This window comes from Nitrospinota bacterium (assembly GCA_016217735.1).
GTDB lineage: Bacteria > Nitrospinota_A > UBA7883 > JACRGQ01 > JACRGQ01 > JACRGQ01.
Genome location: JACRGQ010000064.1, coordinates 1 through 17,924 on the forward strand (window position 1 = coordinate 1; position 17,924 = coordinate 17,924).

Here is a 17,924-nt window from a genome sequence, read left to right on the forward strand (position 1 = left end):
GCTCGCGCCACCCTCTACTACCTGCCACACAGCCCGTACCCGAATCTCCTCCAGTGTCCCATGACTTAACCCTCTGCCGTCTTTCGTTTCCATGAACGGCAGTATATCACAATGTCGCCTTACTTATGAATAGATTAGTAACTCCTCCGATGGGGGAGAGCATGGAGAAGAGTATGACAATTTTACATAGCTTCATATATAATTGGTCAGTATGGGGATGGAAGTAAACCTCATCTATAAAAGATGAATCAAGTAACGTATCCCCATAAATCCGTAATCTTCGGATAAGGAGGCGTTTCAGATGGCAGACAAAGGACAGCAAACCACCCCTAGCAATGCGATAAAATCAATTGTGGATATCCTTGAAGCTCTTGAGGAGTCAGCCAGAAAGAAGGTGTTTGCCAGCGTGTATGCTTACTTTCAGATCACACCAGATCAATCGGTGCATACGAATATACCGCCGAAACCCGGAACAGAACGTATTGTCGCCCCAATGTCTGGACATTCTCAGCCATCTACAACTCAAAAGGATATCCGCGCGTTAAAAGACGAGAAACAGCCCAAGACAGCTATCGAGATGGCCACAGTAATGGCCTATTACCTAAAAGAACTTGCGTCTGACGCTGAAAGGAAGGAAATTGTCACTTCTCAAGACGTGGAAAAGTATTTTGTGCAAGCGGGATTTAAACTTCCTAAACATTCTGGGCAGACTCTTTTGAATGCGAAGAACGCAGGTTACTTCGACTCTTCCGGTGAGGGTCAATTCAAATTAAACGCGGTCGGCCACAACCTAGTTGCCCACTCCCTGCCGAAGTCCACTTCTGAAGGTAAGTCAAAGAGTAGGGCCAAGAAAAAACCGAGCAAGAGATAGAAGGCGCTTGTGAAGGCCGCTACGCCAAGCAATGATACCATTTCATCGTTGCGCCGGGATATTGATACTTTAGTTAAGGAATTTACAAGAACGAGGACTGCCGTAGTCGATCGACAAGGTCTTCGCAAGCAAACGCGAGATGTGGTAAAAGTATATTTCAACCAACATCGCCCAGCGTTATTACAGCAATGCCAAGAAGAAGGCCATCTCCAGCCCCTAGATACCAGCATGCAAAAGCTTCTTTCTTGCTGCAATGCAAGAACATCAAAAACCAAGTATCTCGCGGAGTTAAGGACGGCCAAAAAAGGATTGGATAATATAGAGCTTAAATGTTTGCTTCCAGATTCTAATGCATCTGGTGGCGGGCAGGCTGCTTTGTCCGCACAGGACGTAGCCATAATAAATACACTTCGTGACCTACTTTCTAGTGCATGCAAATCGTATGAGCAAGGATTGCATGATTTGGAAGACCGAAAGCGGCAGTCTTGGCGAGGACCTGTAGCAGAATTCCGCGAAGCCCTTAGAGAAACTCTTGATCACTTGGCTCCCGATGCAGACATAAAGAAGCAGTCTGGCTTCAAACTTGAACCAGACCAGAAAGGGCCAACTATGAAACAAAAAGTTGTGTTCATTCTAAAAAGCCGCCAAGCTGGCTCGGCGGTGATTGACACGACTAAGTCGAACGTAGATTTAATCGAGGAAAAAACCGGTGCTTTCGTCCGATCAGTCTATAATCGCTCCTCTGCGTCCACACATGGTGTTTCCAGCCGCGAAGAGGCCATTTCGATTAAGAAGCATATTGCTTTGATTCTCTCTGAACTGCTCAAAGTTTAGATATCACGCCCCCCGCACTCCGCTACCCTATGGGGAAAAGTGGCGATGCTATTTGGGTTTTTTCGCGGCGGCGTAAGCGGCTTTATCGCATTTTTCAATTATTGATGCCTGCATGGTCAATGTCCGCGCTAAACGAATTGTCATTCCCGCGAAGGCGGGAATCCAGGCTCTGGATGCCCGTCTGCACGGGCATGACATTTTTTTAGGATTTCCCGGTAGGACATTATTCTAGAGACATCAATAATTACGGTTTCGCTTTCTTCTTTTTTTTGCCGCTTGGCGCGTCAACCGCCAAGGGAGAGGTTATCATCTGGTATCTCTCAAACCGGGAACGGGGTCGGGTCTTGCTTTGTAGCATTTGGCCGCCTCCCCATCCCCCTGCCAGAATTCCGATAATGTTGGCAATTGCGAGGCGTGGTATCATCTACCCGAGGAAAGAAATATGCGAAAAATGAGCAAGGATGAAGTATTGCGGATTGTCCGTGAGCTTCACGGTCATCTTGACGTTATCTATGGCGACCGCCTTAAAGGGGTGTACCTGTACGGCTCCTATGCGCGCGGCGACGCGCGGGACGAGAGTGATATCGACGTGGCGGTGGTGCTGGCGGGAGAGGTGAAGAGCGGGGGGGAAATAGATAGGACGGGCGATATTGTTTCGGATATTTGCCTGCGCGAAGATTGCCTTATTTTGACCGTGTTTATTTCCGAACAGGAGTTGCGGGAAAGGCCCTTCGCCGTTCTTCGCAATATCGCGGCGGAAGGCATCCCCGCGTGAAGGACGAATCGGCGGTACACTTGGAACGCGCCGAAGAATTGGTTAACGCCTCGCATATAATGCTTTCCAAAGCACGGGAGTGAGGTTGTTTAACCGCCGCATCAAAAGCGACTACTGGGCCAAACCGAATGACACGGTGGAGGATGCTCAAATATCCCTTTCTTTCGCAACCGGGTTTGTGGCTGCCTGCAAAACATTTCTTGAAGGCAGGGGTTAGGGAAGCGGGGCATTTCCGTCCGCATCCGTCAAGCCGAAGTGCTGAACGCCTTGTGCGCCAGCGCGGAGAATTGCTAAACTCCGCGTGGCTTTGCAATGTTGGGGGCAGGCACGGCGTATCGGCTTATTTGCCCGTTTTGGGGCGATGCTCAAATTCCTCGGAAAGTACGTTCTTAATAAGCGATTGATAAGGGATGTCCCTTTTGTTGGCGAGAACTTTTATGCGCACCAAGAGTGATTCGGGCAGTCTGATGGAAATGGCCTTGGTTGAGGGCTTTAAGTTCGGAAAAGTAATCCTTTTCGCCTTGCTCCAGTCGAGATAATCGGTGGAGTCATGCTTTTGCCAGAACTTTCGCTCTTCCGCTTCGCTTTTAAATTTTGGAATTTCTTTCAGCTTCTTCATAAACGGCCCTTTCCTTGCGGCTCATGTCCCGTGCCGATATAACCCGGATTTTACGGTTCCGGATGGTGAAAACCACAAAAAGCTTTCTGCCCATTCCGGTCTTTCCAAGCGCGCCGCACCGCTTCTCCCCGGAAGAATGTTTTTCATCCTCCATGATGGCCAGCGGATCGTTAAAAAATACTTCCTCACATTCAAGCTGTGAAACTTTATGCTTACCCCAGCTTTTGGCGCTGTTGCCGGCGTCCCGCTCAAAACCATCCGCATGTTCCAGCACATCCATTTTATGTATACTACCATTGTATACAATATTATGGCTTGGTCAAATTAAAAGAAAACGGGTAGTGGGTCAGTTTGAATTATCCTGTTTTTTTCCTCCCCTTGCATTGCAAGGGGAGGTGCAGGAGGGGTTAAAAACCTCCCCTGTATCCCCTCCTTGCAAAGGAGGGGACTAGTCTGTTGCCAAGTTAATTTCAAACTGACCCACTACCAGAAAACGGTAAGAGGACTTCATTCTTTCACCCCCGTTCTCCACGCGGGAATCAAGCGCGGTTGGCCGATTTGGGGGTATTGGCACTCTAGGCGTATGTGAAAGTTTTGGCGGAGGTGCAAGGTTTGTCGCCCCCCGGCGTTTTTGAAAGAATTGCAGGAAGGCGGACGCGAAAAAAGCTTAAAGCCGGTTATTCCGTAACGATGCGATGCGGATTACTGGCGGAACGGGGAGCGCAACAGATCGAGCAGCCATCCCAAAGGGGAGGGGCGATGCGTCGGAAAAACCTCCGCGGCCATCCGGCGCAGATCGTCCATATCCCGGTCGAGGCTCTTGAAGGCCTCGGCCAGCATCCGCCGGTTTTTCATCGAACAGTGTCTGCCCATGCAAACGTTATCGGCAAACGCCGGGCGGGATATAAGGCGGGATATGGGGATGCGGGGGAAAAAATTGGTTGGGCCGCATAAAGCGGCCCAACACTAGTCAAGGCCCGGCGAGTGGGGTCGATCAGGCCTTGATATTTATGCTGCCTTTGGGTGATTTGGCGAATCTTGCAAGCGTTTGGTTGCCCTGCTGAACGTTCTTTCTGATTTCGCCGCCGGCTTGGGCGATGTTTCCGCCCGCCATTCGCAGCTTGCCGGAGGCGGGCGGCACCTTTATCGGACTGCCGTTGAATATCGCCGGGACCCCCGTGCCGAATTTCGGTACATTTATCTGCACAATGTTCTCCTATACTCCTATCCGTGGAGCTTTCCGTATAATTTATCGGCATGAGCGGATAAAACTTGATACCCATAAAAAAAAAGTTACAATTGCTTTTGAGGTGACGGATCATGCCCATTTACGAATACAGACACAAACAGAAGCCGGGAGGCTGCAAAGACCCCTTCGAGGCGTTCGCCGCCATCAAGGATGGCGCGCTGACCGAGTGCCCCGTCTGCGGCGCGCCGGTTGAGCGGATTCTTTCCACCTTCACCGGCAAGGCCAACATCTTTGCCGACAGCAACCTGAAGGAAAAAGGCTTCACCAAGCTGGTGAAGAATGGCTCCGGAGGCTATCGCAAGGTGTAAGCCCCTTTGGGGGGCTGCGGCTGGAGGTAAGGGGCGTGATGCCCTGGGAGCATTGGGGGTAACCAGGGTTCCTGGACATCACGGCGTCAACGAATGCGCTTTTAATGAAGGCGTAACACGCATCCGTCTGGCCCGCCCCATATCTCCAGCCGTTTCTTCCGGGGGTAAGCAATATTTTGGAAAAGCAAGAGCGATGCCGTTTTTATCGTTGCCTGTAAGTGTAAGTAAATCATTGAGATGTGCCGTAGCCCGCTGTTTCCCGTCCTCGTGCCAAGCTACACAAAATGTCGCCAAATTTCCCTTTTCCTTTTTTTTACGCCGCTCTGTTGGGGCGTGCTAAGATTCCCTCAACTATGGAACACAAGAAAACCGCCATCAGGCACTATGACCGCAAGATTCTTGAGCACCAGACGGTTGGGATATTCGTCGACGCGGAAAACGTCGAGATGTCCGGCCTCAACGTGTATAAGGGGCGCACCGATTACAAGAAGCTGATTCAGTCCATTAGCAGCGGCCGCCGGGTTATCCGGATTATCTATTACAAGCCGGTGCACAAGGAAATCAGCGAGGACTTTAAAAAATTCTGGTACGACCAGGGGGGAGAAATAAAGCGTCCGCTGAAAAACGCCGACTCGTTCCTGACCATTGATGCCGTGACGCTGGCCGACAAGATGGACGTCATCGTGATCGTGGGGGGGGACAAGGACTACATGCCGCTGCTGTGGTATGTGAAATCGCGCGGGTGCAAGACCGAGGTCTGGAGCTATCCCGAAACCACTTCCGCCACGCTGCAGGAGACCGCCGATTTCTTTTATCCGATCGACGAATCGTTCATCATCAAGGACGCGTCGCGCCGCCGCGCCGCCAGGCCGGAAAAAGACAAGCCGGAAATCAAAGAGAAAGAGAAGGAACGGGAAAAGCCCAAGGCGTAGCCATCTCTTTTGCCGCTTCGTGCCGCGGAATCCCGTAACATGATATTGGGGTGGAAACGATGCACACGACGGACGGATCATTGCGCTATCTTTTGCTCGATTACGCCGCCGCCGCGGCTTGCGGCGGGGGTGGGGCGCTGGCGGGGCTTGCCGTGCCGCCCGGGTGGGGGATGTTTTTCGCCATGCTGGCCGGCATGGCTCTCGGCATGGCGGTATTCGCGCTGGTGTTGAATTTCGCCGCGCCGGTGCTGGGCGGCTTCACCCTGATGTTTCCCGGCATGTTCGGCGGGATGTGGGGCGGCATGATTGGCGGCATGGCCCGCGTGATGGGACACAGCCCGTTGCGCGCCGTCGCGTTCGGCCTTTTGCTCGGACTCCTCCTGCAATTCATTTTTCACCGGTACGACCGCCGCTTGCGGGGCGAGGTGCGCCGTGATTAAGCGGCATATCGCCAAGTGGAACCGGGCCGCCGCCGGCCTGGAATCGGTGGGGGAGGGGGTGGAGCGCCGCTACGGCCACCTTAAGCGCGAACTGTTCGGCAAGGCGCGGGGACAAACGCTGCTGGCCGCCGCCGGAACCGGGCTTGATTTCCAGCATCTCCCCGAAGGGCTGCATGTCACCGCCGTTGATTTTTCGCCTGTGATGCTTGCGTACGCAAAGCCGCGCGCGGAGGAATATCGCGGCGCGTTGAGGCTGGCGCGGGGGGATATGCAGCGGCTTCCGTTCCGCGATGCGTCGTTCGACAGCGCCGTTACCGCCTGCACCTTCTGCTCCATCCCCGACCCGTTGCTGGGGTTGCGCGAGCTGCACCGGGTGCTCAAGCCCGGCGGGCGGCTGCTGATGTTCGAGCACGTGCGGGCCGGCAATCCGCTGTTGGGGTTTTTCATGGATGTGATGACCCCCTTCTCCGGCTATTTCGGTCCGGATATGAACCGCCGGACGGGCGAGACCGTCCAACGGGCGGGATTCATCATCGAGCGCGAGTTCAATGTCTACCTCGACGTGGTGAAGATGTTCGAGTGCGTGAAAAAACTCCCCTAAACCCGCCGTTGCCCCGCTGGCTATTTCGCTGTATATTGGGCTTCACTAAATAGTTGCATATTTAGCCGCCGCAACAGGTGGTGTGCCGGGGGAGGGCGCGGGATATGGCTGTACGGGAGAAGCGCAAGCTGGGCGACCTGCTGGTCGAGGCGGGGGCGCTTTCCGCCGCGCAGCTCAAGGCGGCGCTGGAACGGCAGCGGCACACCCGCAAAAAACTGGGCGAAGCGATCATAGACCTGGAGTTGCTCACCGAAGAGGCGATTCTGCAAACGCTCGCGCGCCAGCTCCGCATCGATCTGGTCGATCTCGACGCGTTGGAGCCGGATTTCGATATCCTCAAAAAAATACCGGAGGCGACCGCCCGCAAATACGCGTTGCTGCCGCTTGGCCGCGCGGGCAATCACGTGCATATCGCGATGGCCGACCCGCTCAACATCTTCGCCATAGACGAGATAGCGATAAAGCTGGAGGCGGAAGTGAAGGTCTCCATCGCGCGTGAAGGGCAGATTGCCGCCGCCATCACGCGGCATTACGGCGTCACCAGTTCCATCCGCGAGGCGCTTCGCAGCGTGCAAGGCGCCGAAGAAGTGCGCGAAGAGGCCGCCGTTCCGTATTTGTCGGCGGTTCCGCGGGAGGCCGCGCCGGTGGCGAAATTGCTGGAGACCATCGTCCGGCAGGCGGCGCGGGACCGCGCCAGCGACATCCACATCGAGCCGGACGAGGAGGATGTGAAGATACGCACGCGCATCGACGGCGTGCTTTTCGCCAACGCTCCGGTGCCGAAGGCGCTGCAGGCGGCGCTCATCAGCCGCGCGAAGGTTTTGGGGCGGATGGATATCGCCGAATCGCGCCTGCCGCAGGACGGCCGCTTTCAGATGGAGCACGAGGGGCGCGAGATCGAATGCCGCGTGAGCGCTTTCCCCACCATCCACGGCGAAAACGTGGTGATGCGGATACTGCGGAAGGACGCCGCGCTGACGAAGCTGGAGGATACCGGTCTGCGCGGCGCAACGCTTGAGCGGGCGCTCGGCATGTTCCGCGCGCCGTTCGGCATCATCGTGGTCACCGGCCCCACCGGTAGCGGCAAGACCACCACGCTCTACGCCGCGCTCAACCGCCTCAATACCGTCGAACGCCACATCATAACCATTGAAGACCCGGTGGAGTACCGCGTTCCCGGCGTCCGCCAGGCGCAGGTGAATCCGAAGGCGGGGCTTACCTTCGCCTCTTCCATGCGCTCCATTCTGCGGCAGGATCCCGACGTGATCATGGTCGGCGAAATCCGCGACCGCGAGACCGCCGAGATCGCCATGCAGGCGGCGATGACCGGCCACCTCGTCCTCTCAACCCTGCATGCCAACGACGCTCCCGGCGCGGTGGTGCGCCTCGTAGACATCGGCATCGAGCCGTACATGATCTCTTCCGCGCTGGCGGGGGCCATCGCCCAGCGGCTGGTGCGGCGCGTCTGTTCCGGCTGCGCGGGAGCGGGCTGCATGGAATGCCGCAAGAGCGGCTATGCCGGGCGGATCGGGATATTCGAAGCGCTTGTGCTGGACGAACCGGCCCGCGCGCTGGTGAACGGCCGCGCATCCGCGTCGGCGCTGCGGGAATACGCCGTGCAACATCTCGGCATGGAGACCATGCGGCGGGACGGCGTGGAAAAGACGAAGCGGGGGATTACCACCGCCGCGGAAGTGAACCGTGTCACGGCGGATTGCTGATGCCCCGCTTCGCCTATAAAGCGCGCGGCCACGGCGGCGCGCCGCATAGCGGCGGTATCGACGCCGACAGCAAACCCGCCGCCGCGCGGCTGCTCATTGGGCAGGGGCTTGTTCCGTCCGCCATCGAAGAGATGCGGGATGGGGGATTTGTGGCTTCCGATGCGTTGCGGCGGCGGTTCGATAAAGTGAAGCCGGAGGAACTGGTACTTTTTACCAGCCAGCTTGGCACGCTTTTCCGCGCCGGCATCCCGCTGGTGGATTGCCTTTCCGGCCTCATTGAACAGGCCGATGGCGGCGCGTTCCGGCGGGCGCTGGAAGCTGTGCGCAAATCGGTTACGGATGGCGCCGCGCTGCACGAGGCGTTGGCGCGGCACCCGGCCATTTTTTCGGAAACCTGCGTGAACATGGTGATGGCCGGCGAACTCTCCGGCACACTGGACGAATCGCTCAACCGGCTCACGCAATTGCTGGAGCGGCGGGACGCCGCCGAAAAACGGATCGCGGAAGTGATGCGCTATCCAAAAATCGTCGCGGGCGCGCTGTTCATCGCTGTGACGGTCTTGATGATCTTCGTGGTTCCCCGCTTTACCGAGTTTTTCGAGAAGGGAAAACTGGCGCTGCCCCTCCCCACACGCATTCTTATTGCCGTCAGTCACGGCTTTCAACACTACTGGCTGACGGGGGCGATTCTGGTTGCCGCCGCCGCGCTTGCTTTCAGATGGTATACCGGCACGCAAGAAGGCCGTTACCGCTGGCACGGCTTTGTGTTGCGCGCTCCCGTTTTTGGAGACATTTTCCTGAAGCTGACAATGGGGCAGTTCTGTCAGGCATTGGCGAACCTCATCCGCTCCGGCATTCCCGCGTTGCAGGCCATCGAGGTGGCGGGGCGGACGGCGGGGAACGTCTTTCTGATGAAAATATTTGACGAGGTGGCGGCAAGCGTCCGCGAAGGGGGCGGGCTGGCGGCTCCGCTTGGGCGGCACCGCATCGTGCCCCCGATTGCGGTGCGGATGATAGCGGCGGGGGAAGGCTCCGGCGCACTGGACGAAATGCTGATTAAGGTGGCCGATTATTTCGACCGCGAGGCGGAACGTAAGATACGGTTGCTCTCCTCGCTGATTGAGCCTGTGCTGATTGTGTTGCTCGGCGGCATCGTGTTGTTTGTCGCGCTCTCCATCTTCCTGCCGATGTGGGATATGACCAAGCTCGCCCGCCCCCTCCACTGACCACCGCCGTTTGTTTTTCAGGCATTCCTGTATTCAATTCATCTCTTCGTTATAGGGTAGGATAGGGCGCATGACGGTGAGCAGTGCGGAGCTGACGGGACTCTTGGGGGAGATTCTTGGCGAGGCGCACGGCTGGCACGTGAAAAAAATATACCAGCCGGACGATGCGTTGCTGGTCTTCTCCTTCCATGAATCGAAGCGGCGGCTCTTTATTTGCGCCGCGCCGGGGTTGGGGCGGATATATCTCACCAGCGTCCGCGAAAAGATGGACGAAACCCCCGCGCCGTTCGCCCAGCAACTCCGCAAGCACCTCTCCGGCGAGAGGTTTTTTGGATTCGCCAAAGAAAAAGGGGAGCGGCTTTTCGCGCTTCTCATCGGGCAGAAGCAGGTTTGGGTGCGGCTATTCGGGCAGAGCGGGTTTTTATTGTGCGAAGGGGACGGCACGATTTTGGGGAGCGCCGGGTTTGCCGATGCGCCGCGTCCCGGCGGGGTATTTTCGCCGCCAGCGCCCGCCGGTTTTGACGAGGAACCGGTGCATGTTAAGGGTTCGCTCTGCGCCGCCATCGAAGCGCGCTACGCCGACAAGGGAGAGGCTGCCCGGCTGGAGCAGGAGCGGCACGTCATCATTGCCGCCGCGAACGCCGAACTGAAAAAAATCAGAAATCTCATTGCCGGCCTGGAGCGCGACCGCGTGAAGCTGCAAGGGTTTGCGGCGTACAAAGAATACGGCGGCCTCTGCCGCACCTATTATCACGAACTCAAGCGCGGACTTTCGGAAATCATGCTCACCGATCCGGCAACCGGCGAGGCGGTGACAATCCCGCTGTCGCCGGAGCTTTCGCCGAAGGAGAACGTGGAAGCGCTCTACAGGAAATACAAGAAGTACGTCACCGGCATGGCGAAGCTGGAAAAAACCCTGACCACGGCGCGCGGCCGGCAGGCGTTTCTGGAGGAGAAGATTGCGGCCGCGCGGTCGGCCAAAGCGGTGGAAGAGCTTGGCGTGCCCTCCGCCAAAAAACCGAAGAAGGAAAAGCCGGCCCCGAAAGACAGCGAGGGGTCCACTTTCCGCAAGTTCATCAGCGCCGACGGCTACGATATGTTTGTGGGGCGGAACGACCGGCAGAACGACGAACTGGTGAAGATGGGGAAGGGGAACGATCTCTGGTTCCACATACGCGATTTTCCCGGCAGCCACGTTTTGGTGCGCATGAAGAAGGGGGGGGATATTCCGCGGGGAACCATCGAGGAGGCGGCGCGGCTGGCGGTGAAATTTTCATCCCGCGCGAAAGACGGCAAGGGGACGGTGGTTTACACCCACGTTAAATATTTGAAAAAGCCGAAAGGGGCCGCTCCCGGCAAGGTGTTGGTTCTGCGCGAAAAAACGCTGTCGGTTTCGCTATAGCCGGCTGTTTCCGCGCGGGGTTATAAAGGGTAAGATAGGCTCCAACAGCATGAAGATAAAAGTGGCGAAAACGGTGGCGGAACTGAAGGGGGCGTTCCCTTGCTATACGGCCACCATCGGGAACTTCGACGGCGTTCACAACGGACACCGGGAAATCCTCGCCCACGTTATAACTAAAAAGCGGGGCACTCCCTGCGGCTCGTTGCTGATAACGTTCGATCCGCACCCTTCGGCGGTGCTCTATCCCGCGAAAAACCAGACGGCGCTTACCCGGCTGGAAAAAAAGATAGCATTGCTGGACGAGTTGGGGCTTGACGCCGTGCTGGCGATGGAGTTCACGCTTCAGTTGGCGAAAATGGATCCGCGCGATTTCATCGCCGACACGCTGCTGCCGCTCAACGTGCGGGATTTATATGTGGGGCACGATTTCCATTTCGGCAGCGGCCGCGCCGGCAACGCGGAGTTTTTGGCGAAGGAGGGGCGGCGGCACGGTTTCGGCGTCCACGAAGTCGGGCAGGTGAGCGGCCTCGGCGACCGGATCGGCAGCACCCGCATCCGCCAACTGCTGGAAGAAGGGAAAGTGGAAGAGGCCGCCGAATTGTTGGGGCGCTTCCACGGCATCACCGGCACGGTGGTATCGGGCGCGGGACGCGGGCGGCGGATCGGCTTTCCCACCTGCAATCTGGACGACACCGAAGAGACGGTTCCGGCGCCGGGGGTTTACGCCACCATCACGGAATGGCGGGGGAAAAAGTACGGCGGCGCCACGCACATCGGGGGCATTCCCACGTTCGGCATCGACGCGCTCTCCATCGAGACGCATCTTTTCGGGTTCAAGCAGGATGTGCATGGGGAGATTCTTGAGGTGGCGTTCGTCAAACGGCTGCGCGGTATAGAAAAATTCGGATCGGCGGAAGATTTGATGTCGCAGATAGCAAAGGATTGCCTTGCGGCCAAAGAAGCCGTGAAAAGGCTTTTGTGAAAAAGAACAGCCTGACATTTTATGTCGGGATGGCGATATCGCTTGCCTTTCTCGGCTGGGCGGTGGCGAAGCTTGATTTCGCGCAGGCGTTCGCCGCCATTATGCGGCTCAATCCGCTCTGGCTGGTTCCGTACCTGCTTGCCCATTTGGTTACGATATGGCTGCGCGCCGTGCGGCTCCGCCTCATCACCGAACCGGTAACAAAAGCGCCGATGCGAACATTTATTTCCTCAATCTGCATCGGTTTTATGGGGAACATGATTTTTCCGCTGCGGATCGGCGAACTGATCCGCATCTACGTTGTGGCGAAAAAGGAGCGGGTGAGCAAGAGCGGCATCTTCGCCACCATCGTGGTGGAGCGGATTTTCGATATCTTCGCCACCGCCATGCTGGTGGTGGCCGCGGTTTTTTACGCAACGCCGCTAACGGTGGACGCCGCGGTGTGGCGCAATGTTGAACGGGTGGCGGCGGTTTTCGGCGCGGTTTCGCTGGGGGCGGGAGTGGCGGTCTTTCTTGTTGCCAGCGAAGAGGGATTCGCCCTGCGCTGGCTGAACCGGGTTATCCGCGCGCTTCCCGCCGCCGCGGCGGAAAAGATCGAGGGGTTGGTTGCCTCCTTCCGCCAGGGCTTGCAGGTGATGCGGAATGGAAAACATTTCGGGCTAACCGTTCTATATACGGCGGCGCTGTACGCGGCGGCCATAGGGTCTTCGTACCTTGTGTTGCCGCTTTTCGGCATACCGGGGGGATTTGAGCAGGCGCTGGTGCTTTGTGTGTTCACCTTGGCGGGTGTGGCCGTGCCGTCGGCCCCCGGCGCGGTTGGCACGTTTCACGCCGGCGTCATCTTCGCGCTCACGCTTTACGGGGTGGACGCCAACAAAGCGCTTGGCGTGGCGATATTCGTTCACCTCTTTCTGTTCTTTTTTTACCTCGCCACCGGCGGCTGGTACGCCTGGCGCGACAAGATGACCTTTGCCGAACTTCGTCATTCCGCCGATACATGACGATGAAAACGAAGCCGGTTTATCTGGATAACGCCGCCACCTCGTGGCCGAAGCCGGAGAGCGTGCCGCGCGCCATGCAAGCGGCGATGGCCGGTATCGGCGCGAATCCCGGCCGTGGCGGCTATGCCCAGGCGCGTGCGGCCGACCGGCTGCTGTACGATACCCGCGTTCTCGCCGCGCGCTTTTTCAACGCGCCCGATCCTTCCCGTGTCATTTTCACCCCCGGCGCCACCTGGTCGCTCAACATGGCGCTGCGCGGATTCTTCAAGAAGGGGGATCACGCCATCGTGATGGGGCGGCAGCACAACGCCGTCGTCCGCCCGTTGCACGGCCGGCGGCTGGGCGTAACCGTATCGCGTTTGCCGTGGGATGGCAAAGCGCCGCTCGAAAAAGAGATGGCGCGGCTGCAGACAAAAAAAACGCGCGCGCTCATCGTGAATCACGCCGGCAACGTCGACGGCTTTCTTTATCCGCTGGGAAAGATCGGCCGCGCGGCCAAAAAGCGGGGGCTTACCCTCATCGTGGACGCCGCCCAAAGCGCGGGGAACGCCATAGTCGATATGCGGCGGCAGAACATCGGCATCCTCTGCGTCACCGGCCACAAAGGGCTTTTAGGACCCGCCGGAACCGGCCTGTTGCTGCTCAACGCCGGCATTGAGTTGGAGCCGTTTATCAGCGGCGGCACCGGCTCGTTCTCGGACCGCGCCGAAATGCCCAAAGCGTATCCCGACCGGCTGGAGGCGGGCTCGCTCAATCTCCCCGGCATCGCCGGGTTGGGCGCAGGTATGCGGGAGTTGATGAAGCTCGGCCTGGAAAAGAGCATAGCGAAAAAAATGCGGCGGACGGAACAGGCCCACGCGGCGCTTTTTAAAATTCCCGGCATCCGGCTTTATTGGCCCGCGAAAAAGGAATTTCGCATCCCGCTTTTTTCGTTCACCATCGACGGGCTTGATCCGGCCGAAGTGGGGGATTTTCTCGACCGCCGCCACAACATCGCCTGCCGCGCCGGTTTGCATTGCGCGCCGGACGCGCACCGCGAAATAGGCAGCTTCCCGGAGGGAACGGTGCGCTTCGCCCCCGGCGTATACACCACCGCGGCGGAGGTCGATCATTTCGTCCGCGCCGTGCGGGAGATCGCCGGATGCCTGTAAGAACGCTCATCGCGATATTCGACACCACATACGAAACACTCCGCGCGGAAGATTTTTTCCGCGAGGCGGGGGTGGTTTTTCGCCCGGTGCTGAAACCACGCAAGATAGGCTCGGCCTGCCGGATGGCGCTCCAGTTCGGCGAAGAATGTCTGCCATCGGCGAAGGCGGCGGTGGTCAAAGGGAAACTGGCGCTCAAGGCTTTTTATTGGAAAGACGGGGAACAATGGCAAAAACTGGATTGATGCCTCCCGGCTATCTATAATCAACGTATGGAACACTTCAATCCCGATTACCTCAGGCTTTCGATCTTTCTGGGCGCCTTTGGCGTGTTGGCGATAGCCGAAGCGCTTCGCCCCCGCCGGAAGATGGAGGCGGGCCGCATGGGACGGTGGTTCTCCAACCTGTCGCTCACGTTCTTCGACGGTATCCTGGTGAGGTTGGTGCTGGGTACCGCCTCCTACGGCGCGGTGCGATTCGCCGCCGACCGGTGCTGGGGATTTTTGAACGATGTGGAGCTTTCATGGCCGATGGAGTCCGCCATTGGATTCATTTTGCTCGACCTCATGATTTATCTTCAGCATGTGCTTACCCACGCGCTGCCGTTCCTTTGGCGTTTTCACCTGGTGCATCACAGCGATCTTGAAGTCGACGTTACCACCGCGCTCCGGCTCCATCCTGTCGAAACGTTTATCCAGATGCTCTACAAGATCGGCCTTGTGGCGGCGCTGGGGATAGACCCCTGGACGGTGGTTATCTACGAGGTGGCTTCGACCGTATCGACGCAGTTCAACCACTCCAATATCAAGTTCTCCCCGTCGTTCGACGCGAAACTGCGCCGCATTGTCATCACGCCCGATTTCCACCGGGTTCACCACTCGATGGAGCCGGAAGAAACCAACAGCAATTTCGGATTTTCCCTGCCGTGGTGGGACATGCTGTTCGGCACCTATCGCCCGCGGCCGGCCGTGCCGCATAACGTCATGCAGGTAGGGCTGGCCGAATACCGCGAGCCGGAAGAGCTTTCGCTGCCCGCCCTTTTGCTGATGCCGGTCAACCCCCGCATGGGAGCCTACTCCTTCGGCAAAAGCGAGGAGTGATCGTGAGCGGTATGATTCGGTTTGAGGGATTGCGGAAGGATTACGGCAATCTGGTTGCCGTGAATAATCTCAACCTGGAAATCGGGGCTGGAGAGTGCTTCGGCTTCCTCGGCCCGAACGGCGCGGGGAAAACCACCACCATCAAAATGTTGGCGGGGCTGCTGGTGCCGACCGAAGGAAAAGTGTTTATCGGCGGCCACGATGTGCAGCGGGAACCGGAAAAGGCCAAGAGCATCCTCGGCTATGTGCCGGACAAGCCGTACATTCACGACAAGCTGACCGGGAGCGAATTCCTCGATTTCATGATAGACCTCTATTCGGTTGACCGCGCTTCCGCCGCCGCGCACAGGCACGAGATGCTCTCCATATTCGGCCTCAACGAATGGCAGGACGAGCTGGTGGAGAACTACAGCCACGGCATGAAGCAGAAGCTGGTCATCACCGGCGCCTTCATCCACCGTCCCAAGGTGCTGGTGATAGACGAGCCGATGGTGGGGTTGGATCCGCACGGCCACAAGCTGGTGAAAGACATCTTCCGCGCTTTTGCGCGCGAGGGGAACACCATCTTCATGAGCACCCACACGCTGGCGGTGGCGCAGGAGCTATGCCACCGCATCGCCATCATCGACAAAGGGGAGGTCATCGCGCTCGGCACCGTGGAAGAACTGCGCAACAAGGCGCACAGCGAAAGCGCGCTTCTGGAGAACATCTTCCTGAAACTCACCGCCACCGCTTAGCCCGGGTTATTCACGGCCGTTGCCGTTCATAACCCGGAAACCGTCGATCTTTTGAAAATTACCGCGTTGGCTTGCATTTTTCTTGGTCAACATACGGTCAGCATGTTTCCCGCTTTATTCGGTGAATAAAGCGGGTTAGAAAGCGGTACCGCGGTGCCGCTGCCGACGATTTATTACTTCCCAAACTTGCCCTGAGGGCATAGGATTTAACCAATAGATAAAGGGGAAATGGCAACAACCCTTTTTTTAGGAGATTCGTCATGCGTTTCCTTCAGATGTTCATTCTGGTATTCGTATTTGCTTTTGCGGCCACCGCGTTTGCGGAACCGCCGCTGATGTCCCCGGCCGGGGTGGATAAAGCAGCCGCTATCCACAATGAGGAAGGGATTAAGACGCTGAACGGCGGTAACGCAATTGCCGCCGAAACACACTTTCGTGAAGCGCTCAAGATAGCCCCCAGCTTCGCCCGCGCGCACTACAACCTTGGGCTGGCGCTGCATGCACAGGCGAAGCACGGCGCGGCCACCGAGGAGTTCCGGAAAGCGAAAGAACTCGATCCCAAAGACAGGCAGATCGCCGATTCAGGCGTTCTGAAAACGCACATCGCCCCGTATTAAGGCTGTTGCGGAAAACGCCGCCCGGTTTACGCTGGGCGGCGTTTTTTTATTCGCGCACCAGCAACTCGCCAGTCATCCCTTTTTCTATATGGCCTGGAAGGTCGCAAACCAGTTCATAGTGTCCCGCCGCCGCTTTTGGTATCGTGAGCGTTACCGTGTCGCCGGGCGGGATCACCGCTTCCATGCCAAGTTCCGGCAGCTCGAATTCGTGTATTTCCTTGCCGGTGTTGCGTATTTCAAAGCGGACAGTGTCGCCCGCTTTCACCGCAAAGCTGGCGGGGGAAAAGTGGTATTCGGTCACTTCCACTTTGAATGTCTCGGTTGGCGTCAGCCGGTTAGCCGAGGTCGCCATCCCGATCTCGATCACCATTTCGGAGCCGAAGGCCGCGAAAAAGCCGATGAGCAGCCCCACCATCGCGGTGCGGTGCTGCCCTTGCATCTTGCCGATGTGCAACAGTTCTCCCACCACATAGAGGATGCTCCCGGCGGCGAGCGAAAGCGCCAGCAGTTCCAGCGCCGGGAGGGTGTATGCGGAGCCGACAAGGGTGCCGACAACGGTGGGGCCGCCGCCGATAAGCCCCGCGAGGCCGAGAAATTTCCAGTCCACCTTTTCCAGCTTCAGCGGGGCGGCGATGCCGAATCCTTCGGTGGCGTTGTGCAGCGCGAAGCCCGCGACCAGCAGGTATGCCAGCGACAGCGCGCCGTTGGCGAATTCCTGCCCGATGGCAAGCCCTTCGCCGAAGTTGTGCAGCCCGATTCCCGCCGCGATCATCAGCGATACCCGTTTGGAACGGGTGGCGGGATCGCTTTCCTTGGCCATCCCCATAAAATGCTCTTCGAATAACGTAAGCCCCAACAGTCCGATTGAAAGGCCGCCGATGAGCAGCGCCCCGAACAGCACTGGCGTGGCGGAGGCGGAGCCGGAGAGCGCGCTTTTGGCCGATTCTTCCACCATCTCCAGGCATTTGTAGGCAATCTCAATAAGGAGGAAGATAAGTACGCCGGCGGAAAGGGCGGTCATGAGCGCCCTTGTGTGGGGCCGGGTGGCGATCATGGCGGCGGGAAGTCCGAGGAAGATGGTAAACCCCGCAATGGCGCTTAGCAACAGAAGGCTTGAATAGTCCATAAATACCTCATTGGTGTACATCGTGGTTTTGCTTTGGTGTCGGCGCGTTTAGTATCAGGGCTTCTCCGCGATATTCTAGCAGGTTGTTGAAAAAGTCGGTTAGTTGCCGCTTGGCGGCAAATTGCATGCTGCCTATCCAAGGGGAGAAAGGGAAGAGAGCTTTGAAAGTATGGCTGGATCCCCGCCTTCGCGGGGATGACATTTAGCGGCGGATTTGGTCGAGGACTACTTTTAC

General features: G+C 57.8%; 22 protein-coding genes. 17 read left to right on the forward strand and 5 right to left on the reverse strand.

What is annotated here, in order from left to right; all coding sequences use genetic code 11:
• Nucleotides 1-301: 301 nt before the first annotated feature.
• The 3 genes from HZA03_10560 (at nucleotide 302) to HZA03_10570 (ending at nucleotide 2,480) form a co-directional block, all read left to right on the forward strand.
• Nucleotides 302-871: a hypothetical protein gene (locus HZA03_10560; protein ID MBI5638399.1), complete on the forward strand. Its 570-nt coding sequence runs from the start codon at nucleotides 302-304 to the stop codon at nucleotides 869-871.
• Nucleotides 872-880: 9 nt separating this feature from the next.
• On the forward strand, nucleotides 881-1,705 hold the full coding sequence (locus tag HZA03_10565; GenBank protein MBI5638400.1) for a hypothetical protein: 825 nt from the start codon (nucleotides 881-883) through the stop codon (nucleotides 1,703-1,705).
• Nucleotides 1,706-2,156: 451 nt separating this feature from the next.
• A complete protein-coding gene (locus HZA03_10570; protein MBI5638401.1) occupies nucleotides 2,157-2,480 on the forward strand; it encodes a nucleotidyltransferase domain-containing protein in 324 nt (107 codons plus the stop codon).
• Nucleotides 2,481-2,820: 340 nt separating this feature from the next.
• Here HZA03_10570 and HZA03_10575 read toward each other — a convergent pair whose 3' ends face one another.
• From HZA03_10575 to HZA03_10590, 4 genes are all read right to left on the reverse strand, one after another.
• Nucleotides 2,821-3,099, reverse strand: a complete 279-nt coding sequence (locus tag HZA03_10575; protein MBI5638402.1) for a BrnA antitoxin family protein — start codon at nucleotides 3,097-3,099, stop codon at nucleotides 2,821-2,823.
• Nucleotides 3,068-3,379 (reverse strand): BrnT family toxin, encoded by a 312-nt coding sequence (locus HZA03_10580; GenBank protein MBI5638403.1) that lies wholly within the window; start codon nucleotides 3,377-3,379, stop codon nucleotides 3,068-3,070. Before HZA03_10580 ends, HZA03_10575 begins: the two co-directional genes overlap by 32 nt.
• Before the next feature lie 422 nt (nucleotides 3,380-3,801).
• Nucleotides 3,802-3,972 carry a hypothetical protein gene (locus tag HZA03_10585; GenBank protein MBI5638404.1) on the reverse strand — a complete coding sequence of 57 codons (171 nt, stop codon included), beginning with the start codon at nucleotides 3,970-3,972 and terminating at the stop codon, nucleotides 3,802-3,804.
• A gap of 121 nt (nucleotides 3,973-4,093) precedes the next feature.
• The gene (locus HZA03_10590) at nucleotides 4,094-4,306 is read right to left on the reverse strand and encodes a hypothetical protein (protein MBI5638405.1); all 213 of its coding nucleotides are present in this window, start codon (nucleotides 4,304-4,306) and stop codon (nucleotides 4,094-4,096) included.
• A 113-nt stretch (nucleotides 4,307-4,419) separates the two neighbouring features.
• On the opposite strand from HZA03_10590, the gene HZA03_10595 reads away from it, so the two are divergent.
• From HZA03_10595 to HZA03_10660, 14 genes are all read left to right on the forward strand, one after another.
• Nucleotides 4,420-4,656, forward strand: coding sequence for a zinc ribbon domain-containing protein (locus HZA03_10595; protein ID MBI5638406.1), 237 nt, complete (start codon nucleotides 4,420-4,422; stop codon nucleotides 4,654-4,656).
• A 353-nt stretch (nucleotides 4,657-5,009) separates the two neighbouring features.
• Nucleotides 5,010-5,588, forward strand: coding sequence for an NYN domain-containing protein (locus HZA03_10600; protein MBI5638407.1), 579 nt, complete (start codon nucleotides 5,010-5,012; stop codon nucleotides 5,586-5,588).
• Nucleotides 5,589-5,638: 50 nt separating this feature from the next.
• Complete coding sequence (locus HZA03_10605) at nucleotides 5,639-6,028, forward strand: hypothetical protein (GenBank protein MBI5638408.1); 390 nt, start codon at nucleotides 5,639-5,641, stop codon at nucleotides 6,026-6,028.
• Nucleotides 6,021-6,629: a class I SAM-dependent methyltransferase gene (locus tag HZA03_10610; protein MBI5638409.1), complete on the forward strand. Its 609-nt coding sequence runs from the start codon at nucleotides 6,021-6,023 to the stop codon at nucleotides 6,627-6,629. The genes HZA03_10605 and HZA03_10610 overlap by 8 nt, the downstream gene beginning before the upstream one ends.
• Before the next feature lie 104 nt (nucleotides 6,630-6,733).
• On the forward strand, nucleotides 6,734-8,350 hold the full coding sequence (gene tadA, locus HZA03_10615) for a Flp pilus assembly complex ATPase component TadA (GenBank protein ID MBI5638410.1): 1,617 nt from the start codon (nucleotides 6,734-6,736) through the stop codon (nucleotides 8,348-8,350).
• On the forward strand, nucleotides 8,350-9,576 hold the full coding sequence (locus tag HZA03_10620; protein MBI5638411.1) for a type II secretion system F family protein: 1,227 nt from the start codon (nucleotides 8,350-8,352) through the stop codon (nucleotides 9,574-9,576). Before tadA ends, HZA03_10620 begins: the two co-directional genes overlap by 1 nt.
• Before the next feature lie 70 nt (nucleotides 9,577-9,646).
• A complete protein-coding gene (locus tag HZA03_10625; GenBank protein MBI5638412.1) occupies nucleotides 9,647-10,978 on the forward strand; it encodes a DUF814 domain-containing protein in 1,332 nt (443 codons plus the stop codon).
• A 49-nt stretch (nucleotides 10,979-11,027) separates the two neighbouring features.
• The gene (locus HZA03_10630) at nucleotides 11,028-11,960 is read left to right on the forward strand and encodes a bifunctional riboflavin kinase/FAD synthetase (protein MBI5638413.1); all 933 of its coding nucleotides are present in this window, start codon (nucleotides 11,028-11,030) and stop codon (nucleotides 11,958-11,960) included.
• Entirely contained in the window at nucleotides 11,957-12,961 is a 1,005-nt protein-coding gene (locus HZA03_10635) for a flippase-like domain-containing protein (GenBank protein MBI5638414.1), read from the forward strand. Before HZA03_10630 ends, HZA03_10635 begins: the two co-directional genes overlap by 4 nt.
• Complete coding sequence (locus tag HZA03_10640; protein MBI5638415.1) at nucleotides 12,958-14,112, forward strand: aminotransferase class V-fold PLP-dependent enzyme; 1,155 nt, start codon at nucleotides 12,958-12,960, stop codon at nucleotides 14,110-14,112. The genes HZA03_10635 and HZA03_10640 overlap by 4 nt, the downstream gene beginning before the upstream one ends.
• Complete coding sequence (locus tag HZA03_10645; protein MBI5638416.1) at nucleotides 14,103-14,354, forward strand: DUF3343 domain-containing protein; 252 nt, start codon at nucleotides 14,103-14,105, stop codon at nucleotides 14,352-14,354. Before HZA03_10640 ends, HZA03_10645 begins: the two co-directional genes overlap by 10 nt.
• A gap of 27 nt (nucleotides 14,355-14,381) precedes the next feature.
• Nucleotides 14,382-15,209 (forward strand): sterol desaturase family protein, encoded by an 828-nt coding sequence (locus tag HZA03_10650; protein MBI5638417.1) that lies wholly within the window; start codon nucleotides 14,382-14,384, stop codon nucleotides 15,207-15,209.
• 11 nt (nucleotides 15,210-15,220) lie between these two features.
• On the forward strand, nucleotides 15,221-15,946 hold the full coding sequence (locus HZA03_10655; GenBank protein MBI5638418.1) for an ABC transporter ATP-binding protein: 726 nt from the start codon (nucleotides 15,221-15,223) through the stop codon (nucleotides 15,944-15,946).
• A 260-nt stretch (nucleotides 15,947-16,206) separates the two neighbouring features.
• A complete protein-coding gene (locus HZA03_10660) occupies nucleotides 16,207-16,563 on the forward strand; it encodes a tetratricopeptide repeat protein (protein MBI5638419.1) in 357 nt (118 codons plus the stop codon).
• Nucleotides 16,564-16,609: 46 nt separating this feature from the next.
• Here HZA03_10660 and HZA03_10665 read toward each other — a convergent pair whose 3' ends face one another.
• Nucleotides 16,610-17,689, reverse strand: a complete 1,080-nt coding sequence (locus tag HZA03_10665; protein ID MBI5638420.1) for a cupredoxin domain-containing protein — start codon at nucleotides 17,687-17,689, stop codon at nucleotides 16,610-16,612.
• Between the last annotated feature and the right edge of the window lie 235 nt (nucleotides 17,690-17,924).